The 17873-nt window shown below is 39.9% G+C and carries 13 protein-coding genes and 1 pseudogene; 6 read left to right on the plus strand and 8 right to left on the minus strand.

Annotated features, from left to right (window positions below; translation table 11 throughout):
• Nucleotides 1-27: 27 nt before the first annotated feature.
• Nucleotides 28-1650 carry an asparagine synthase B gene (gene asnB, locus ACW6NC_RS00595; protein WP_457863040.1) on the minus strand — a complete coding sequence of 541 codons (1623 nt, stop codon included), beginning with the start codon at nucleotides 1648-1650 and terminating at the stop codon, nucleotides 28-30.
• Between the two features lie 264 nt (nucleotides 1651-1914).
• Here asnB and ACW6NC_RS00600 point away from each other — a divergent pair, with 264 nt between their 5' ends.
• On the plus strand, nucleotides 1915-2484 hold the full coding sequence (locus ACW6NC_RS00600) for a DUF2911 domain-containing protein (RefSeq protein ID WP_457863042.1): 570 nt from the start codon (nucleotides 1915-1917) through the stop codon (nucleotides 2482-2484).
• Between the two features lie 44 nt (nucleotides 2485-2528).
• Here the strand turns inward: ACW6NC_RS00600 and ACW6NC_RS00605 are convergent, their stop codons facing one another.
• The 5 genes from ACW6NC_RS00605 to ACW6NC_RS00625 form a co-directional block, all read right to left on the minus strand.
• Entirely contained in the window at nucleotides 2529-3161 is a 633-nt protein-coding gene (locus tag ACW6NC_RS00605) for a 7-carboxy-7-deazaguanine synthase QueE (protein ID WP_457863043.1), read from the minus strand.
• A gap of 69 nt (nucleotides 3162-3230) precedes the next feature.
• The gene (locus ACW6NC_RS00610; protein ID WP_457863045.1) at nucleotides 3231-4685 is read right to left on the minus strand and encodes a M14 family metallopeptidase; all 1455 of its coding nucleotides are present in this window, start codon (nucleotides 4683-4685) and stop codon (nucleotides 3231-3233) included.
• Nucleotides 4682-5365 carry an N-acetylmuramoyl-L-alanine amidase gene (locus ACW6NC_RS00615; protein ID WP_457863046.1) on the minus strand — a complete coding sequence of 228 codons (684 nt, stop codon included), beginning with the start codon at nucleotides 5363-5365 and terminating at the stop codon, nucleotides 4682-4684. The genes ACW6NC_RS00610 and ACW6NC_RS00615 overlap by 4 nt, the downstream gene beginning before the upstream one ends.
• A gap of 65 nt (nucleotides 5366-5430) precedes the next feature.
• Nucleotides 5431-6846 (minus strand): SusD/RagB family nutrient-binding outer membrane lipoprotein, encoded by a 1416-nt coding sequence (locus ACW6NC_RS00620; RefSeq protein ID WP_457863047.1) that lies wholly within the window; start codon nucleotides 6844-6846, stop codon nucleotides 5431-5433.
• 10 nt (nucleotides 6847-6856) lie between these two features.
• Nucleotides 6857-9943, minus strand: a complete 3087-nt coding sequence (locus tag ACW6NC_RS00625) for a SusC/RagA family TonB-linked outer membrane protein (RefSeq protein ID WP_457863048.1) — start codon at nucleotides 9941-9943, stop codon at nucleotides 6857-6859.
• A 178-nt stretch (nucleotides 9944-10121) separates the two neighbouring features.
• Here ACW6NC_RS00625 and ACW6NC_RS00630 point away from each other — a divergent pair, with 178 nt between their 5' ends.
• The 5 genes and pseudogenes from ACW6NC_RS00630 (at nucleotide 10122) to ACW6NC_RS00650 (ending at nucleotide 14433) form a co-directional block, all read left to right on the plus strand.
• Entirely contained in the window at nucleotides 10122-11420 is a 1299-nt protein-coding gene (locus tag ACW6NC_RS00630; RefSeq protein WP_457863050.1) for a D-alanyl-D-alanine carboxypeptidase/D-alanyl-D-alanine-endopeptidase, read from the plus strand.
• Between the two features lie 54 nt (nucleotides 11421-11474).
• Nucleotides 11475-12530 (plus strand): S66 peptidase family protein, encoded by a 1056-nt coding sequence (locus tag ACW6NC_RS00635; RefSeq protein WP_457863051.1) that lies wholly within the window; start codon nucleotides 11475-11477, stop codon nucleotides 12528-12530.
• A 214-nt stretch (nucleotides 12531-12744) separates the two neighbouring features.
• Nucleotides 12745-13455 (plus strand): annotated as a pseudogene (locus tag ACW6NC_RS00640) (helicase HerA-like domain-containing protein); the annotation flags it as partial.
• Between the two features lie 15 nt (nucleotides 13456-13470).
• Nucleotides 13471-14028, plus strand: a complete 558-nt coding sequence (locus tag ACW6NC_RS00645) for a hypothetical protein (RefSeq protein WP_457863052.1) — start codon at nucleotides 13471-13473, stop codon at nucleotides 14026-14028.
• 204 nt (nucleotides 14029-14232) lie between these two features.
• On the plus strand, nucleotides 14233-14433 hold the full coding sequence (locus tag ACW6NC_RS00650) for a hypothetical protein (RefSeq protein ID WP_457863053.1): 201 nt from the start codon (nucleotides 14233-14235) through the stop codon (nucleotides 14431-14433).
• 69 nt (nucleotides 14434-14502) lie between these two features.
• Here the strand turns inward: ACW6NC_RS00650 and ftsZ are convergent, their stop codons facing one another.
• Both ftsZ and ftsA read right to left on the minus strand, forming a co-directional pair.
• The gene (ftsZ, locus tag ACW6NC_RS00655) at nucleotides 14503-16488 is read right to left on the minus strand and encodes a cell division protein FtsZ (RefSeq protein ID WP_457863055.1); all 1986 of its coding nucleotides are present in this window, start codon (nucleotides 16486-16488) and stop codon (nucleotides 14503-14505) included.
• Between the two features lie 27 nt (nucleotides 16489-16515).
• Nucleotides 16516-17871, minus strand: a complete 1356-nt coding sequence (ftsA, locus tag ACW6NC_RS00660) for a cell division protein FtsA (protein WP_457863057.1) — start codon at nucleotides 17869-17871, stop codon at nucleotides 16516-16518.
• Nucleotides 17872-17873: the final 2 nt, after the last annotated feature.

Consider the following 17873-nt stretch of genomic DNA (forward strand, 5'->3'; position numbering starts at 1 on the left):
ACGGGGCCTACAAAACACAGGCTTAATTTATGAAGCATTGGCTAATTCCTCCATTTCTTTTTTGGCTGTTGAGGCCACATGGGAAGTATTTGCCCGTCCACTTGGATCAAGATCCTCCTGCCATTTAGGAACCCATCTTTTTACGGTTTTGGCAGCACTCTCCTGAGGATAGTGGGTAGCAAAAATTTCTCTATAAAAATAAGCTTCTTTAGTTGCCGGGGTGTTATGAGGATATTTATCGGCCGCTTCAGCCATTTCCTGATCACTTACACGAGCTGAAGCATAAGCAATGAGTTCATCTATCCAACTATATCCAACACCGTCACTAAACTGCTCTTTCTGTCTCCAGAGCACTTCCTCAGGCAAAAATGGTTCATCAGGCGTATCAAAAGCTTTTCTTACAATATACTTTTCAACCCCATCATAGGTTTTTGGCATTTTATACTTTGCCTGGGTTTCCATAGCCACCTCTAAAAAATCCTTGTCTAGAAAAGGAACTCTGGCTTCCAACCCATGCGCCATAGTGGACTTATCTGCTCTCAAACAATCGGCCGTGGCCAATCGTTGCACCCTTCGGATCGTTTCCTTTTGGAATTCATCTGCAGAAGGAGCATTCTTAAAATAGAGATAACCCCCAAAGATCTCATCGGCACCTTCTCCAGAAAGCACTACTTTAACCCCTTTTTCCTTGATTGCTTTTGAGAGGAAATACATCGGGGTACTAGCCCTAATAGAGGTTACATCATAAGTTTCAAGATGCCATACAAGTTTTTTCAGGATTTCAATACCCTCTTCCACCGTAAAATATATTTCATGGTGTTCTGTTCCAAGGTACTCTGCCACTTTCCTGGCAGCTATCAAATCAGGAGCACTTGCATCCAGGCCTATTGAAAAAGAGTGCAATTTTTGTTTACTGTCTCTCATCAACCTGGCCGCTATTGAAGAAGTGAGAGAAGAATCCAGACCTCCACTTAACAAAACCCCAAGAGGAACGTCGGCCATAAGACGCTTTTTAGTTGCCGCGATAAGACTCTCTCTAAGCTTTTCTAAGTCAAGATCTTTATCTGCTTTGGTATAATCATACCAATCTGGCTTATAATATTCTACAAATCCGGTTTTTGGAGTATAATAGTGACCTGGAGGGAAAGCTGCAAAATTTGTACATTGGTCCGAAAGCGCTTTCATTTCACTAGCAAACCAGATTGCCCCATCCTCATCAGTACCATAATACAAAGGTTTAACCCCGATTGGATCACGTGCAGCGATGAAATCTTTTCCCTTCACAACCACAAAAGCAAAAACCCCGTCGAGTTTATCTACAAAATCATAACCATATTCTTCGTACATGTGAACAATGACTTCAGAATCTCCAGTTGTTCTAAATTGATGGTTTTTTAGCTCATTCTCCCTTAGTGCTTGGTGATTATAAATCTCCCCATTATGGATCATCCATGCTTCCCCAGTCCCTTTAATGGGTTGTTGTCCAGTTTGTAAATCCACAATAGCAAGCCTTTCATGACTTAACAAATAGCCTTCTTTTGTAATTTCCAGTCCACTTTCATCCGGTCCGCGATGAGACATCCTTTTAGAGATATCGCTCACTTTCTCTTTACTAAGTCGATCTCCGATTACTGCTAAAATTCCACACATAATAATTGCTTTAATATTTCAAGACAAATATGCGGTGAAGGTTTAAGTTTAAAAACAAAAAACCTTATTTACCTATTAATTAGAAACAAAAAAAGCTTTTTTTGCATTAACAAATAAGCATTAAAAGCAGATTTCATCAGAAAAAGTTTAAGTATGTAAATTTGGCAAGATATCTGTCTGAGAATTATTGATGTTTTTTACAGTTTCACTCTGTAATTATTACATTATCTCTTATATTTAATGAAAAAATTAATCAAAACAACTATGAGGAAAATTTTAATCGCAGTGCTTGGAATTATTTATTTAATGGGGATTCCACAAGTAAAAGCTCAGGAAAAAGACACCACCTCCCCGAGTTTCCCGAAAATGGATGCCAGTCCTATGGATCTTACAATCTATCGGGACAATAATAATGATGTAATCGCAAGGGTGCTTTACAGTCGCCCTAAAAAACGCAATAGGGTTGTTTTTGGAAAATTAGTACCATACGGACAAGTGTGGAGAACCGGAGCAAATGAAGCAACCGAGCTAACGCTCTATAAAGACATGAAAGTGGCTGATGTCGTTGTAGAAGCCGGAACCTATACATTATATTCTATTCCGAAAGAAAATGAATGGACTGTCATTCTAAACAACAAGACCCATACCTGGGGTGCCTACGAATATACCGACGAGGAAGATATTGTTAGAATAACAGTGCCTGTAAGGGAATCCTCCTCCAACATAGAGAACTTATCTATGGCTTTTGAGCGCGCCGGTGATAATAATGGAACTAATCTGTTAATAGGTTGGGATGATAAATATGTTAAGGTCCCATTTAAAAATGTAGAATAACCGAAACGAGTTATTAACCATAAACGCCCCTTCCGGGCGTTTTTTTATGGGATATTGAGGTATTTATGGGTTTGAAGAGAGACCTTCCACTTTGGATTTTTCATCACATAATCTACAATCAAGGGCATCATCTTCTCTCTTTTGCTCCATTCAGGCTGAAGATAAAGAATACAATTTTCACCGACTTTAGCGGCTTGCTCTTCAGCAAACTCAAAATCATGTTTGTTAAAGACGATCATTTTAAGTTCATTGGCTAAAGGATAGATCTCCTGGGTTGGAAGTTTTTTCTTTTTTGGAGAAAGACAGATCCAGTCCCACTGACCTGTTAATTTATATGCTCCTGAAGTTTCAATATGAATTTTACTGCCTTTATTTTTCAAACCTTTTGTGAGTTGACCCATATCCCAGGTAAGAGGCTCACCACCCGTAACCACTACAGTATCACTGTGTGCAGTAGCATTTTCTATAATTTCACCAATATGGGTTGGGGGATGCATGCCTGAGTCCCAACTTTCCTTCACATCACACCAGTGACATCCAACATCACAGCCTCCAATCCTTATGAAATAGGCAGCAGTTCCTTTATGGAATCCTTCTCCTTGTATAGTATAGAACTCTTCCATTAGTGGAAGCATAATACCTTCATCAACCAGCCTTCTTGTCTCTTCTGTAATCATAGCCTGCAAAGATAGGGAATATCCTTTTTTTCCTCTTTGCTTTACACCAGGATTATTTTCTGTTGGCTATCATTTAAGAATTAAGGCGTTTTTCACCGCAGAAGGATCTTGGCCAATTTCCACTAAAAATCCGTTGATAACAGCGTATTTGATTTCCCCCTCTTCCATTAAAAAAAAGGTAGGTGTAATCTCTTCTGGCACCTTAAAATTCGAAGAAACGATATTTACAGGGTAATTAGTAAAATCTTTATCTTCCGGCAACTTCTCTACTGGAACATAAGCATAAGCCTGTTTTAATAGCTCATTAAAATCAAGTTTTTCTATGGCTTCAATGTCTTCAAAAGTTTCGGGATAAACTTTTCCAGATTTCAATCTATAACCTGAAAAATCCCTGCTCTTATAAGCATAATTGGTAGAAAGGTCACCTTGGTCCGCCACATAGGCTCTATAGGAATATTCCTGAGGGGTATCGCCAGGCACTTCCCCATGGTTAATTCCAAGATCCACGATATAGTCATTACCCCTAAACTGGTAGGTCACCCGCTTTATTTTGAGGTCATAGAGTTTCGAATCATTTTGGGGAATATTTTCATATTCGGTAATATCAACCATCTTATATTCCTGTTCTGCGATCGCAAAAACTGCAGCTAGAATAGCTACGAAATTGAGTCTTCTTATTTCCTGTTTTTCAGGATCATTCGGATACCCCCCACTTTCAATTAAGATGGTACTTGTCCCCCACTTCTGAATGTTATCCCCGAAAGCACGAGGTTCAAAATCATCATTATAACGACCAACATGCCCAGGAGCATATTGCTGCAACACATCATTCATTAAGACAATGAGTTTCATCGCATTCCCCCTAACCTCATTAGTGGATTTTTTATAATCATAGGCAGGCGCTAAGAAAGAAATGGTTGCAGGTTTTTCAGTTCCTTCCGCATTATAATACCTGCTCTGATCATGTAGATTAAATCCAAAATCAGCATTTAGACTATCGCGGACTTTTTTAAGGGTTTTACTTTCCGGAGATTGTAATCGAAGCGCATCGCGATTGATATCTATCCCTATAGCATTTCTTCTTTGAAATTTTTCGGCACCATCAGGATTGAGCATTGGGAGAAAGTGCAAGGTAACCTTCTGCAGCAATGCTGTTTTTTCCTTTTTATAATCATCATCATTCAAAAAATTAAAAATATCAAATAGAGCCATAGTGGCCGTAGATTCATCTCCATGCATTTGTGACCATAAAAGCACATCGGTCTGACCGGACCCAATACTCACAAGATTTAAACTTCTCCCTTCTATGGACTCTCCTACTTTTTTAATCCGGAAAGCACTGTTATTTTCCTGTTTTTTAATCAGATCTAAAACCTGCTTATGAGTAAATCTTCTCTGGTTGATGCTTTCTTCCTTATAACTGGGGTAATTTTCATAAAGATTCTCATAAAATTTATCTTGTTGAGCCAAAAGGCCAAAGCTAATTAGTAGAAAGAAGATGGAAATAATTTGATTTCTTTTCATTTTTCTAAAGTTTTAGATTTGGGAACAGGTTTAAAATTAAATTTTTTTGTCTCATCTCTGACAGCATCCATAAAATCTATTCCCGGATCGGTTTTATGGGTACGGTATTGTCCATCTTGTTCCCTCCAAAGCGGATGATCTTCAAAGTTGGTATATTCATAATGCCCAATGAGATAATCGATATCATATTTTTCTGCTAAGTAATGCACTAAATAAATATTTGCATCGAGCTGCGCCGGAGTCAAAGGTGCATCCTTAGTGCCCCCCACGTTCTCAATACCTATTGCTACATGATTGAGTCCAATAACATGTCTGGCCATAAGGTTTTCGGGCATGAGGCGGTAAATCTCTCCGTTGCGATGCACTAGAAAGTGCGAAGAAACATTGAGAGCCCCAGCTTTCTTGATATCAATTCTTGCCCCGGGTAACCTTACAGGGTCAAAAGCGTTGAAAGAAGCCTCAAGACTTGGTATGGCTGTCCAGTGCAAAACGATCATTTTCGGTGTAATCTTCGGATTCCTTCTTTGAAGATTATAACGATCATTCATATAACTGAGGCTAAGTTCCCTACGCTCTTCATTAAAATTTATAGGCTTGTCTATAATAAAATACTCAGGATTTCTATTGGTGCCGCAGGAAACAAGTAAGATTATGATGCTGATTAACACAAGATTTTTCATTTTCTTCAGGGATTAAAAAAGGGCTACTTAGATAAGCAGCCCTTCTAAATTAATAAATTTAAATTTTATTCATCCCAGAAAATGCGATCAAGTAAAGTTACCGAAGGCACATTGCTTCCGTTTCTACCTAATTCTGAATCAGGATACCTTAGCCTTCTCAAGAATTGACCGTTAAGATTTGGGTTAAGGTTAGCCGGAAGTTCAAAATTCTCATAGGCATAATCAAATCTTCTTGCATCATTCCAGGCCTCCGGGTGTAAAAATAATGCCACCCATTTTTCCTTGAAAATATCGGCCATTGTAAAGGCTTCCACTCCCATCCCCACTTCTGGATTATTTAAGTAGACCTCAATTTCAGAACTTTCAACGCCTACCTTTGTCATATGCGCTCTGATTCCATCAAGATATGCTTGGTAAGCCCGAGCCTTATCTATACCGAAGGCAGCTTCAGCCTCGATAAATTTCTGTTCTGCGTAGGTCGCAATTAATACTGGAGATGTAGGCGAAGTATAAAAATCACCTGTTACCAGGGTTGAACGTTCACCTTGCTCAGAGGCACTACCCCTACCAGCACCGTTTGGTACTCCAATATACTCCCCTTCATCGGTGGTTCCGATCATATAGGGTAATCTCGGATCTTCAACGCCAAAAGTCGTTCCATCGGTTGCCTCAACAAATTGTTCAGATATCCAACCTCCAAGCAATAAATTCTCATTATTAAGAGCTACCTGGAACCAGGGGTTTCGGGCTTCCTCAAAATACTCAACCTGAGCATCATCTTCGTTAGATTCAAATCCTGAATCCAGGGCTGAAAGTACTTCGGAAGGACTGTAGGCTCCTGTTTTACTCAAATGGTTCAGATAGCGAGCTTTTAACATGTTAGCAAACTTAATCCATTGATCGGTATCACCTCCATAGATGAAATCATCTCCTCCCATAGTCAGGTCACTCTCCTGCGACAAATTAGCTATTCCAGAATCCAAATTACTGAACACCTGAGAATATAATTCAGCATCGTCATCATAAGCTGGAGTAATAGTTTCAAAGTTAAAACTTTGACTAAAGGGCACGTCTCCGAAAAGATCTACGGTCATGGCTAAATTAAGAGCCATTAAAATCTGCCCGGCTCCCTCGTAATGAGGAGCTCCGCTTTCTCTTGCTTCTAAGATCAAATCATTGAGATCAGTCATCACATCATACAGGTTTGACCAGGTATTATCAAAACTTAGGTCATCCATGACATCCGTTCCACTTGCAGGATTGGGCGAAGCAAGTTGTTGCACATAGAACGAGGTGGTACTTCCAATTCTGTATGTGTTTTGTGCAGTCTCATAACTGGCATTTGACATAAGCCCTGCCAGGGGCGCATCAGTTGGATTATTTGGATTATCATTGATATCCAGGTAATCGTCGCAGCTGGCAAAGGTTAAAAAAACCATAACCAGCGTTATTAATTTAGATGTTTTATTAAAAATCTTCATAGTCATTATTTTATAGGCCTAAATTAAGGGTGAAGAAGAAGCTTTGAACTCCTGGATATCCAAGACCGGTAAATCCGGTAGCATTTCCTCCGGCACCAGCACTAAAGGATTCCGGATCAAATCCATCCCAGGGAGTATAGAGAATAATGTTATTGGCTGCTACTGAAACTCTTGCGGTTTCTATAGGGAGATAACCAAGAAGGTTTTCACCAAAATTATAACCCAGGCTAATATTTCTCAATTTAATAAAAGAAGCATCGTGTACAAAGTTTTCACTCATTCTTCTATAAGTATTCCGATAGAAACCAGCGCCATAATCTCTCCCATCAGGGCCTTCACCCTGTCCTAACCAAACTTCCTGAGTATTTGGTGTACCATCTGCAAGTACTCCTTCGAAAACCCGTGTTTCATTTCTGTCAAGGGTATATTCCGCAATACCAAAAGCCGCAAAGAAATTGTCGTATTGGCTATACTGTTCTATTCCGGTTCTAAAATCAACAAGGAAGGAAAGATCCCAATTCTTGTAATTAAAATTATTCCTTAAGCCTCCAATCCATTTTGGTGTTGAATTTCCTAATACTTTTAGATCAAAATTCAAAACAGGAAAACCATCTTCTCCAATCACTATTGGAAGATCTCTGTTAAGGTAAATATCATCTTCAGAAGCTCCATAGCGTTCATAACTACTTCCATAAAGATTTCCATAGGGTTCACCCTCGGTAAGAATCGTGTACACTCTACTACCAGCATATCCAAACTGGCTTCCAAGCTGAATCTGCTCTATACCTTCCCGAATACTAACCACTTCATTCTGATTATAAGCAGCATTGAAAGCAATGTCCCAGGAAAAATTCTCATTTCTAACCGGTTTTGCATTGATTACAAATTCCACTCCCGAGTTTTCTATTTCTCCGGCATTAGTAATAAATGTCGAGAAGCCTGAAGTTTGAGAAACGGGTACAGGGATGATCTGGTCTTTGGAATTTGTTTTATACCAAGTAAGATCAAGGCCCAACCTGTTGTTAAAAAATCTAAGGTCAGTACCTAATTCCAAAGAAACGGTTCGCTCTGGTAAAAGCGCAAGGTCACCAAACTGCCCGTTCCTAGAAAATCTAACCTCACCGTTCAATGGAACTCCTACCGAATTATAAGTTTGACCAATTCTGTAGGGATCGGTGTCCTTACCTACTTCAGCATAGGAAGCACGAAGTTTCCCGAAGCTAAGAAAGTCCGGCTGTTCGAATGATTCAGTAAAAACATATCCCAGGTTTACCGAAGGGTAAAAGAACGAGTTATTACCGATGGGTAATGTGGAAGTCCAGTCATTACGTGCAGTAATATTTAGGAAAAGCATTTCATCATAGTCAATACTTAGATCCCCGTATAAGCCTATTAACCTTTTTTTCCTTAAATACTGATCATTGGAAATCTGACTGGCATAATTTAAATGATAAAATCTGGGAATAACAAAGTCGGTTCCGGTAGCATCTACTCTTTCATAATCTCTTTCAAAGATATCATTACCCACTCTAAGGGTTGTGCTTAACTTTTCACTCCAATCATTTTGAAAAGTTAAGAAAAGGTTAGAGTTAAGATCGCGGCTATCTATTCTGGTTTCCGTAATAAATCCCGTACTACTCAAAGGTACTTCTCCTTCTATACCAAGCGGTCCTGGTGTGATCTCCGTCCTTGAATCGCTATAATAATCGGTTCCGACAATATAATTCACATCTAGCCAATCAAATGGGGTATATGTAAATCTAAGGTTTCCAGTAATTCTATTCACCTCATCTTCAAAGGTACTAAAACGCGCATCATAGATAGGATTGGTATTTCCACCTACACTCTTCATCGTTCCATCAGGATTCATATAGTCGTTAATATCCTGCATAGGAGAGTTGTACACCATTCTTTCCATGAAACGGTCATGAGGAACGCGATTTCCTCCCGAAACCACATAGTTCATATTCCCAGCGACCTTAAACTGATCACTGAATTTTAATTCTCCATTTAACCTTGCTGAAGTTCTCCCCCAGTCACTAAAAGGAATCACCCCTTCTTGATCCAGGTTGCTGAAAGAAGCATAAAAATTGGCTTTTTCATTTCCGCCTGAAATATTAAAGGAATTCTCAAACTGAACTCCTGTTCGCATGGCTTCTCTCCAGATATCACGAATTTCGGCATCGGGATCCGTCTGCCGTATTTCGTCTATTGATGGTCCCCAGTTGGGCCAGAAAGAATCGGGATTATATACCCCTCCAAATCCCTGACCGTACACGTCCTGAATGTCGGGATATCGATTTATTTCTTCAAATCCAAGACTTGAGTTTAAATTAATTTTGACATCGCCCTCTTTTCCTTTTTTAGTTGTTATAATCACTGCACCATTGGCAGCTCTAACCCCATATAGCGCAGTGGCAGCCGCACCTTTAAGTACGTTCATTGACTCAATATCATTAGGGTTAAGGTCAGCAGCCCTATTGGAAAGACCACGAGGAGTTCCACCACTTTCCGTTGTGGAGTTATCCATTGGCACCCCATCTATTACAAATAGTGGCTGGTTATCAGCTCCCGGGTCCAGGGAATTGATACCTCTGATAATAATACGGGCGCTTTGTCCTGGTGCCCCTCCAGAGTTGGTGATTTGTACACCCGCAGCCTGTCCCTGAAGTGCACTGACTACGTTAGCTTGTTTGGTTCGGGTAATATCTTCCCCACTTACCTCCTGAACGGAATAACCGAGTGCTTTTTTCTCCCGCTCAATGCCAAAAGAAGTAACTACAACTTCTTCTAAACTTTCCAAATCCTCTTCAAGAGCCACGTCTATAGTGGTTTGATTGTTAACTGGTATTTCCCGTCGCTCAAAACCAAGCGAAGAAAACACCAAAACAGCATCAGAGGTCACCTCAATGGAATACTCTCCATCCATATCGGTCACAGTTCCCTGATTAGTTCCTTTGACCAGTACATTTACTCCAGGAAGCGGCATCCCATCACTGGCAATTGTGACAGTACCTGAGACTGTGCGCTCCTGGGCAATCATACTGGAAATCTGAAAAATGGCCAATAAGGCCAAAATTGTAATTTTGTTTCTCATTCCTTTAAGTGTTATAGTGTTGCTAATAATCCTTAAATATATATAAATTGCAATTACCCTATAGCTTTATCTTACCAAAAAAATAATGTTTTGTTAATATTTTAGATAAGCTATATTTGAAAAAACAATATTTATAAAAAGCTAAACTAAAATTACGATTCATTAAAAATTATTAAAGATGAACTTTCGCACTTTATTGCTCTTTGGATTAATTTTATTTTTAGGTTCCTGTTCAGTTTCAAAGAGAGTTGCAAAAAATATAGATCATAGTATGAAGCAATCGCCTGCTTTTAAACAGGGATTTGTTGGATTTATGGTGTATGACCCTGAAAAAAAACGAGTAATATATGATCACAACGGAGAAAAATATTTCACCCCTGCTTCAAACACTAAATTATTCAGTTTTTATACTGGCTTAAAAATCCTGGGGGATTCCGTTCCATCCCTTAAATATACTATCCAAAACGACAGTCTTTTCTTTACCGGTACCGGAGATCCCTCGCTTTTAAATCCTAACTTACCCGATTCACCGGTAATTCCATTTTTAAAAGAACAAAACCAAACCCTTGTGATGGTTCCTCCAGTGTATACCGAAAAACTCCAGGGACCGGGTTGGGCCTGGGATGATTTTAATTCCTACTATTCCGCCGAAAGGACACCTTTCCCTATATATGGTAATTTAGTCCAATTCACTTTTACTTCAGGTAAGGAAAAACCAGAGATTAAGCCAGGGATATTCTCTGATTCGATTGTTAGTTCTGAAAATGAAAAAACAAGAGTTAGAAGAGCAGTTCGCAGCAATAGGTTCATGTATCAGAATACAAAAAGAGAAAGCAATTTCCGCCAAAATGTACCTTTTCATTATTCCACGCAAATGGTGGCCAACCTTTTAGAGGACACACTTAAAAAGCCTGTTTTTATTAAGAATGTTCCCGAAATGGAATTTTCACAAACGCTATACAGCATTCCAGTAGATAGTATGTACAAAAGAATGATGGAGGCAAGCGATAATTTCATTGCAGAACAAATTTTACTGATGAGTGCACAGCAGATTAGCGATACCTTAAAAAGCGATATCTCCATCAAATACATGAAGGAAACCTTTCTTAAAGACCTTCCTGATGAACCTTATTGGGTAGATGGATCAGGCTTGTCTCGATATAACCTTTTTACTCCTCGTTCCATGATAAGCTTACTACTTAAAATAAAAAAGGAGGTGCCAAAGCATCGATTGCTTTCTTTACTGGCAACTGGAGGTCAATCCGGAACGTTAAAGAATTTTTACAAAGCAGAGACCCCTTACGTTTATGCCAAAACCGGCACCCTGCGCCACAACCATAGTCTCAGCGGGTATCTCCTCACAAAAAAAGGAAAATTACTGGTTTTTAGTTTTATGAACAGCAATTATACTGTCCCCACTTCAGAACTTAAAGAAGCCATGGAGCAGGTTTTACTAGAGGTCAGGGACCATTATTAAAGAAAGGGAAGTAAATTAAAATAGCTATTTTCGGTTTTATTTAAATTCCAAAGGATGAAAAGAAGAACTTTCGTACAGAATATAGGACTCGGAAGCCTTGCCTTCCCACTGAGTTCTTTTTCAGATAAACTAGATTTCTCTGAAAAAAAAACTTCTGAACTATTAATCCCAGAAGCTTTAGAACCCGGCAATACCATAGGAATTGTCAGTCCCGCCAGCGCAATTTTTGAAACAGAACCCTATGAGATTGCCAAGGAAACCTTTGAAGCATTAGGACTCAAGGTTAAGTTCGGAGACCACGTCAGGAATCGTTATGGGCATCTAGCCGGAAGCGACAAGGAACGAGCTGAAGAGTTGAATGAGATGTTTCGCGATCCGGAGATACATGCCATCATTGCCCTTAGAGGAGGTTCTGGAGCAGCAAGAATACTTGACAAACTGGATTATGAAGCGATTGCAGAAAACCCAAAAATTTTCATAGGATATAGCGATATCACGGCTCTTCACCTGGCAATCTTTCAGAAAACCGGGCTGGTTACCTTTCATGGGCCCGTCGCTGTTTCCGTTTGGAATTCCTTTAGCAGCGATTACCTGAGGAAATTGCTTTTTGAAAAAAAGGCAGTTCTGTATGAAAACCCAGAGGACAAGGGAGACCAACTCGCACAAACTCAAAATAGGATCAGAACCATTACACCAGGAAAGGCGACTGGGCAATTACTGGGCGGAAATCTTTCTGTGATGACAGGAATTATGGGCTCAGAATATTTCCCTGACAATTGGGAAGGAAAAATTCTGTTTCTTGAAGACATTGGAGAACAAATTTATGCAGTCGACAGGATGATGTCCCAGCTATATTTAGGCGGGGTACTCGATAAATTAAGTGGATTTATCTTCGGAAAATGCAGCAATTGTAAACCAGGAGGAAGCGGTTATGGTTCCCTTACCCTGGAAGAAGTGATTGATCACTATATCAAACCCCTTAATATTCCGGCCTTTTCTGGAGCAATGATCGGCCACATAGATGACAATGCTACCATACCAAATGGAATAACTGCCAGAATGGATGCCGAAAAGGGCACATTTGAGCTGGTTAACCCGGCAGTTCAATAAAAACTAGAAAAAACATTTTCATACATTTATAAAAACTTCATTTAGGGTGGGAAAATCAAAAGATTTTATTCAGCATATTCAAAATGGTTACAGACCAAAAGGAGATTACATTCACCTTGGAGCGGCTATGTTTGAAGGTAATACTTATGCTGATGCCGCAGTGAAGATACCCCTTAAGACCATCAATCGTCACGGACTGATCGATGGTACTACGGGACCGGGAAAGACTACGAAACTAGTTCTCTTTATCGACGAAGCCCATCTTATTTTTAAAAATGCTTCAGATGCGCTTTTAGATCAAATTGAAAGCATTATAAAACTAATTCGATCCAAAGGAGTTGGGATTTATTTCGTAACTCAAAACCCTTCTGATGTACCTTCAGAAGTATTAGGTCAACTGGGTTTGAAAATTCAGCATGCGCTTAGAGCATTTACTGCAAAAGACCGAAAGGCTATAAAATTAACAGCAGAAAATTATCCACTTTCAGACTATTACGATACCAAAGCAGCATTAACCTCGTTAGGTATTGGGGAAGCACTGGTCTCTGCTTTGGATGAAAAGGGGAGGCCCTCTCCCCTTGTTGCTGCTGCCACTATGCTTAGAGCTCCCATGAGCAGAATGGATGTACTTAGTATCTCCGAGTTAAAAGAAAAGATAAATTCCTCTTCTTCAAAGAATAAGTATAAAGAAGGGATGGACCATGAAAGCGCATATGAACTTCTTAATAAAAAAATTAACGAAGCCAAAACAGATAGCGCAAGAGAGAAAGCAAAACAGGAGGAGTTGAAACGACAAAAAGAAGCTTCCGGGACTCATCGAGGTACAAGAAGAAAGAACAAAACAGAAGGAGCTATCATCAAGGTATTAACCAGTGCCGTATTTATTAGGGGAGCTATAGGAATACTCAACAAATTATTAAAATAAAACCGATAAACACATATGAAAATCAAGTTCTTATTTATATCAATTATTGCATTAAGCGTTATTTCATGTCAAAAAGATGAAGACAATCCATTCTTAATCACCGCTAACCAGGTAGGACCACTTAAGAAGGATCTGCGAATAAATCAATTGGACTCTATTTTTCCTAATGATTCCATCATCACCCAAACCAGTGGGGGACAACAATTGCGCTCCACCGATGAGATCAAAATCTTTGAAAAGGGAGGCAACCCACTTCTTATATTGGAACCCCTACAGGAATTTGACTCTACCAGTACTATTGGATATATAAGAGTACTTGACCCCCGTTATAAAACCAAAGCGGGTATAAATACCAAAAGCACTTTCAAGGATATCGTGGAGAACTACAACATTTCCAGAATAGAAAACACTCTTAATGCAGCCGTGGTTTTCCTCGATGAGATTAACGCGTATATCACCATAGATAAACAGGAACTCCCCTCAAATCTGCGTTATGATACCGACTCCAGGATCCGAGCCTCTCAAATTCCAGATGAAGCAAAGATTAAATACTTTATGATTTATTGGGATTGATATGCTAAAAAGACAAGATGAGAAACGATAAGATCAGGATAAGAGTCGTGGCAATCAATCAAACTTGAAAAAAAGTAGAAAAACAATTAATCACCGCCTTAAAAGAGCAGCAAACATATTAACACTCAATCCTTAAGAAATGTTAATCATATTCCTAGTGTAAAATCTTTAAGTAACTTTATATTCTAACCAAAACACTATGTTATGATTAAAATCTTAGGAATCATTATGACAGTTGGCGGGGCAATTGCGCTGGTTATGGGTATTCTTGGAGTATTTGGCAGCTTTGCATTAATGCTCAATCCCTGGGCCTTAACAATAATTGGATTCATATTCTTTTTAGCAGGGATTTCCCTTATTAAAAGACGAAAAGATACCGAGGATATTGAAGCGGAAAAACAATAGTCTTCAATCCTGAAATACAAAAAGGTGCCTTATGTGGGCACCTTTTTTTATGAGCAGTAATTAAAAAACCTAATCCACATTATCATGAAGAAACGAGTTGTTCCTTCTGAAATGCAGTTGGTCATTTTCATCCTTTCCCAGGCTGGTACGGGATAACTTCTCTTCTCCAGGATTATCCTGGTCAAGATCTACGCCCTGCCTTTTATAAGCCGGTTGCTTTTCAAACTCATCAACCTGGGCTGCATTACTTCGAAACTTATAATTAAACTCTTTCATTTTAGCTCTCCTCTCGGCAGCCCGCTCTATTAATACTTCAGAAATAGGATTGTTGAAAGGGTCTTCATTATCTTTTTTCTCTGTTTCTGGTTTTGGAGCCACTGTTTTCTTTTCAAAAGCAATAGTCTCATCTTTAGGTTCTTCCTTTTTGGATACCTTTGAATCCTCAAGAGATCGTTCCAGTTCCATGTAATCATCAAGACTATATCTCTTAACCCCTCTGGCTGAACTTTCATTCACAGGGACAATTTCTACAGGTTCATTCACTTCAATCTCCTTAGAACTTTCAAAAAGGTCGTGTTTTTTTACTTCTGGCTCTTCTTTTTTAGGAGAAGAACTTTCACTAGCCGTTTGTTTCTTAGGTTCCTCCTCCTTTTGGTTGTTTAAAGGAAAATCAAAGGTGAACATTATTTGTTCCTCATTTTCAGATTTCTCATCCTCAAACTCATTTACACCCTTAATATCACCTTCATTCGGAGTCTCGTTTATGACAAAATCATCAGGGCTCACCTCATCATAGGTGACATCAAGGTCTCTGGCGGCCTGTGGAGTTTGAAGCATTTCATCCTCTTTTTTCTTTATATTTCCAATCTCGTCAACTTCTTCCAGCTTGTCATCCAGAGTATGAACGATTTTCGGATCCGGGGCCTTGTCCTCGCTTTGCATTTCAGGATTTGTGCTATTGACAGAAGAGATACCCCCAGTTCTTTTAGGGTTCAGATCCTGCTCCGCTCGTTGATCATCCTCGAGGGTATGAATGATTTTTTTAGCTTCAGTATTTACGATTTCATTTTGCTGTTCTACATTGAATCCTGTAGCGATAATCGTGACCGAAATAGCTTCATCCAGGGCTTCATCTTCCCCTACCCCCATGATAATATTGGCGCTATGTCCAGCCTCGGCCTGAATATGATCGTTAATCTCCCCGATCTCATCAATAGTTATCTCTTCTGAGCCTGAAACGATTAGCAGTAATACGTTTTGGGCCCCCGTAATTTTGTTATCATTTAACAAAGGGGAATCAAGGGCTTTGCTTATCGCATCCTGTGCCCTACTGGCACCTGTTGCCTGTGCAGATCCCATAATAGCGGTTCCACTATTGCTTAGCACCGTTTTAGCATCTCTAAGGTCAATATTTTGGGTATAGTGATGCGTAATCACTTCCGCTATTCCTCTAGATGCAGTGGCGAGAACTTCATCAGCCTTGGAAAATCCGGCTTTAAAACCAAGATTGCCATAAACTTCTCTAAGTTTATTATTGTTGATCACAATCAAAGAATCCACATGACTGCGGAGTCGCTCAACACCGATCTGGGCCTGTTCATTCCTCATTTTTCCTTCAAATTGAAAAGGAATGGTTACAATACCCACGGTTAGAATATCCATTTCTTTTGCCTGTTTGGCGATCACAGGGGCTGCTCCGGTGCCGGTGCCCCCACCCATCCCGGCGGTGATAAAAACCATTTTGGTATTGGTATCGAGCATCTGCTTGATCTCATCAAAACTCTCCACTGCGGCCTGCTGACCAATTTCTGGATTTGCGCCCGCCCCAAGACCTTCTGTAAGGCTAACACCCAATTGGATCTTATTAGGAACTGGGCTGTTCTCCAGTGCCTGGGAATCGGTATTGCAGATAACGAAATCTACTCCTTTAATTCCCAGCTGGAACATGTGGTTTATGGCGTTGCTTCCGCCGCCGCCTACACCAATAACTTTTATGACGTTCGATTGATTCTTTGGTAAATCGAATGCTATGTTTCCGAATTCTGTACTGCTCATAAATTCTGTTTTACTGGTTCTCTCTTTTTACTCTGCGTTATCTAAAAAATCTTTAAATTTCTCCGCCCACTTGTCAAAAATACTCTTGCGAGTATGCTTCCCAGGGGCATTTGGATCGGGCTTGAGGTCCTCTTTATTCTCAATATCCTCATCAAAACTTTCCTTAAGTTCTTCTCGTTGTTCTTTACTCTTGAGCACAGCCTCTTCCTGAAACTTTTTGGCTCCATGCTCCAAACTATTCATCACTAAACCTACCGCTGTAGCATATACCGGGCTTGTAGTTTCTGAATCATTGGTTCCCGCAAGGTGTTCATTAGGAAAACCTATCCTTGTATCCATACCGGTTATATATTCCGCGAGCTGCTTGATATGTTTAAGTTGCGCACCCCCGCCTGTAAGGACCATTCCGGCAATTAATTTCTTCTTTTGTTCCTCGTGACCATAATTTTTAATTTCCAGGTAAACCTGTTCTATGATCTCTACCACCCTTGCATGGATTATTTTGGAAAGATTCTTTAAGGTTATTTCCTTAGGCTCCCTTCCGCGTAATCCTGGAATAGAAACTATTTCATTATCCTTGTTTTCACCTGGCCAGGCAGAACCGAATTTTATCTTTAATAATTCAGCCTGTTTTTCAATGATCGAACAGCCCTCTTTGATATCTTCGGTAATAACATTCCCGCCAAAAGGAATTACCGCTGTATGGCGAATTATCCCGTCTTTAAAAATAGCAAGGTCGGTGGTACCTCCACCAATATCAATTAGGGCTACACCGGCTTCCTTTTCTTCCTGGCTTAAGACCGCATTGGCCGAAGCCAAAGGCTCAAGGGTCACTGCGGAGAGTTCGAGCCCGGCACTTTTCACACAACGCCCAATATTTCTTATCGAAGAAACCTGTCCGACCACCACATGAAAGTTTGCTTCTAGCCTACCTCCATACATCCCAATGGGTTCTTTGATTTCTGCCTGCCCATCAACTTTATATTCCTGGGGCAAAACGTGTATGATCTCCTCTCCCGGTAACATCACCAGTTTATGGACCTGATTACAGAGGGTATGAATATCATCGGCATCAATTACCTCATCTGGGTTTGGGCGTGTAATATAATCACTGTGTTGCAGGCTTCGGATATGTTGCCCAGCGATACCTACAACTACATCTTTAATCTTAAGTCCAGAATCAGCTTCAGCTTCCTGGATTGCCTGTTGAATTGATTGAATGGTTTGAGTAATATTATTCACTACCCCACGATGAACACCAAGACTTTTGGATTTACCAATCCCCACGATCTCCACCTTGCCGTATTCATTTTTACGACCTATCATAGCCACGATCTTCGTGGTTCCTATATCTAATCCTACTGCAATGTCGCTTTGTTCCATAA

The sequence above is a fragment of the Salegentibacter profundi genome (assembly GCF_054121475.1).

Coding starts and splice junctions, on each gene's coding strand:
- ACW6NC_RS00625 (WP_457863048.1), bottom strand. CDS start 9,943: ATGAGAAACAAAATTACAATTTTGGCCTTATTGGCCATTTTTCAGATT.
- ftsA (WP_457863057.1), bottom strand. CDS start 17,871: ATGGAACAAAGCGACATTGCAGTAGGATTAGATATAGGAACCACGAAG.
- ACW6NC_RS00600 (WP_457863042.1), top strand. CDS start 1,915: ATGAGGAAAATTTTAATCGCAGTGCTTGGAATTATTTATTTAATGGGG.
- ACW6NC_RS00645 (WP_457863052.1), top strand. CDS start 13,471: ATGAAAATCAAGTTCTTATTTATATCAATTATTGCATTAAGCGTTATT.
- asnB (WP_457863040.1), bottom strand. CDS start 1,650: ATGTGTGGAATTTTAGCAGTAATCGGAGATCGACTTAGTAAAGAGAAA.
- ACW6NC_RS00630 (WP_457863050.1), top strand. CDS start 10,122: ATGAACTTTCGCACTTTATTGCTCTTTGGATTAATTTTATTTTTAGGT.
- ACW6NC_RS00635 (WP_457863051.1), top strand. CDS start 11,475: ATGAAAAGAAGAACTTTCGTACAGAATATAGGACTCGGAAGCCTTGCC.
- ftsZ (WP_457863055.1), bottom strand. CDS start 16,488: ATGAGCAGTACAGAATTCGGAAACATAGCATTCGATTTACCAAAGAAT.
- ACW6NC_RS00610 (WP_457863045.1), bottom strand. CDS start 4,685: ATGAAAAGAAATCAAATTATTTCCATCTTCTTTCTACTAATTAGCTTT.
- ACW6NC_RS00605 (WP_457863043.1), bottom strand. CDS start 3,161: ATGATTACAGAAGAGACAAGAAGGCTGGTTGATGAAGGTATTATGCTT.
- ACW6NC_RS00615 (WP_457863046.1), bottom strand. CDS start 5,365: ATGAAAAATCTTGTGTTAATCAGCATCATAATCTTACTTGTTTCCTGC.
- ACW6NC_RS00650 (WP_457863053.1), top strand. CDS start 14,233: ATGATTAAAATCTTAGGAATCATTATGACAGTTGGCGGGGCAATTGCG.
- ACW6NC_RS00620 (WP_457863047.1), bottom strand. CDS start 6,846: ATGAAGATTTTTAATAAAACATCTAAATTAATAACGCTGGTTATGGTT.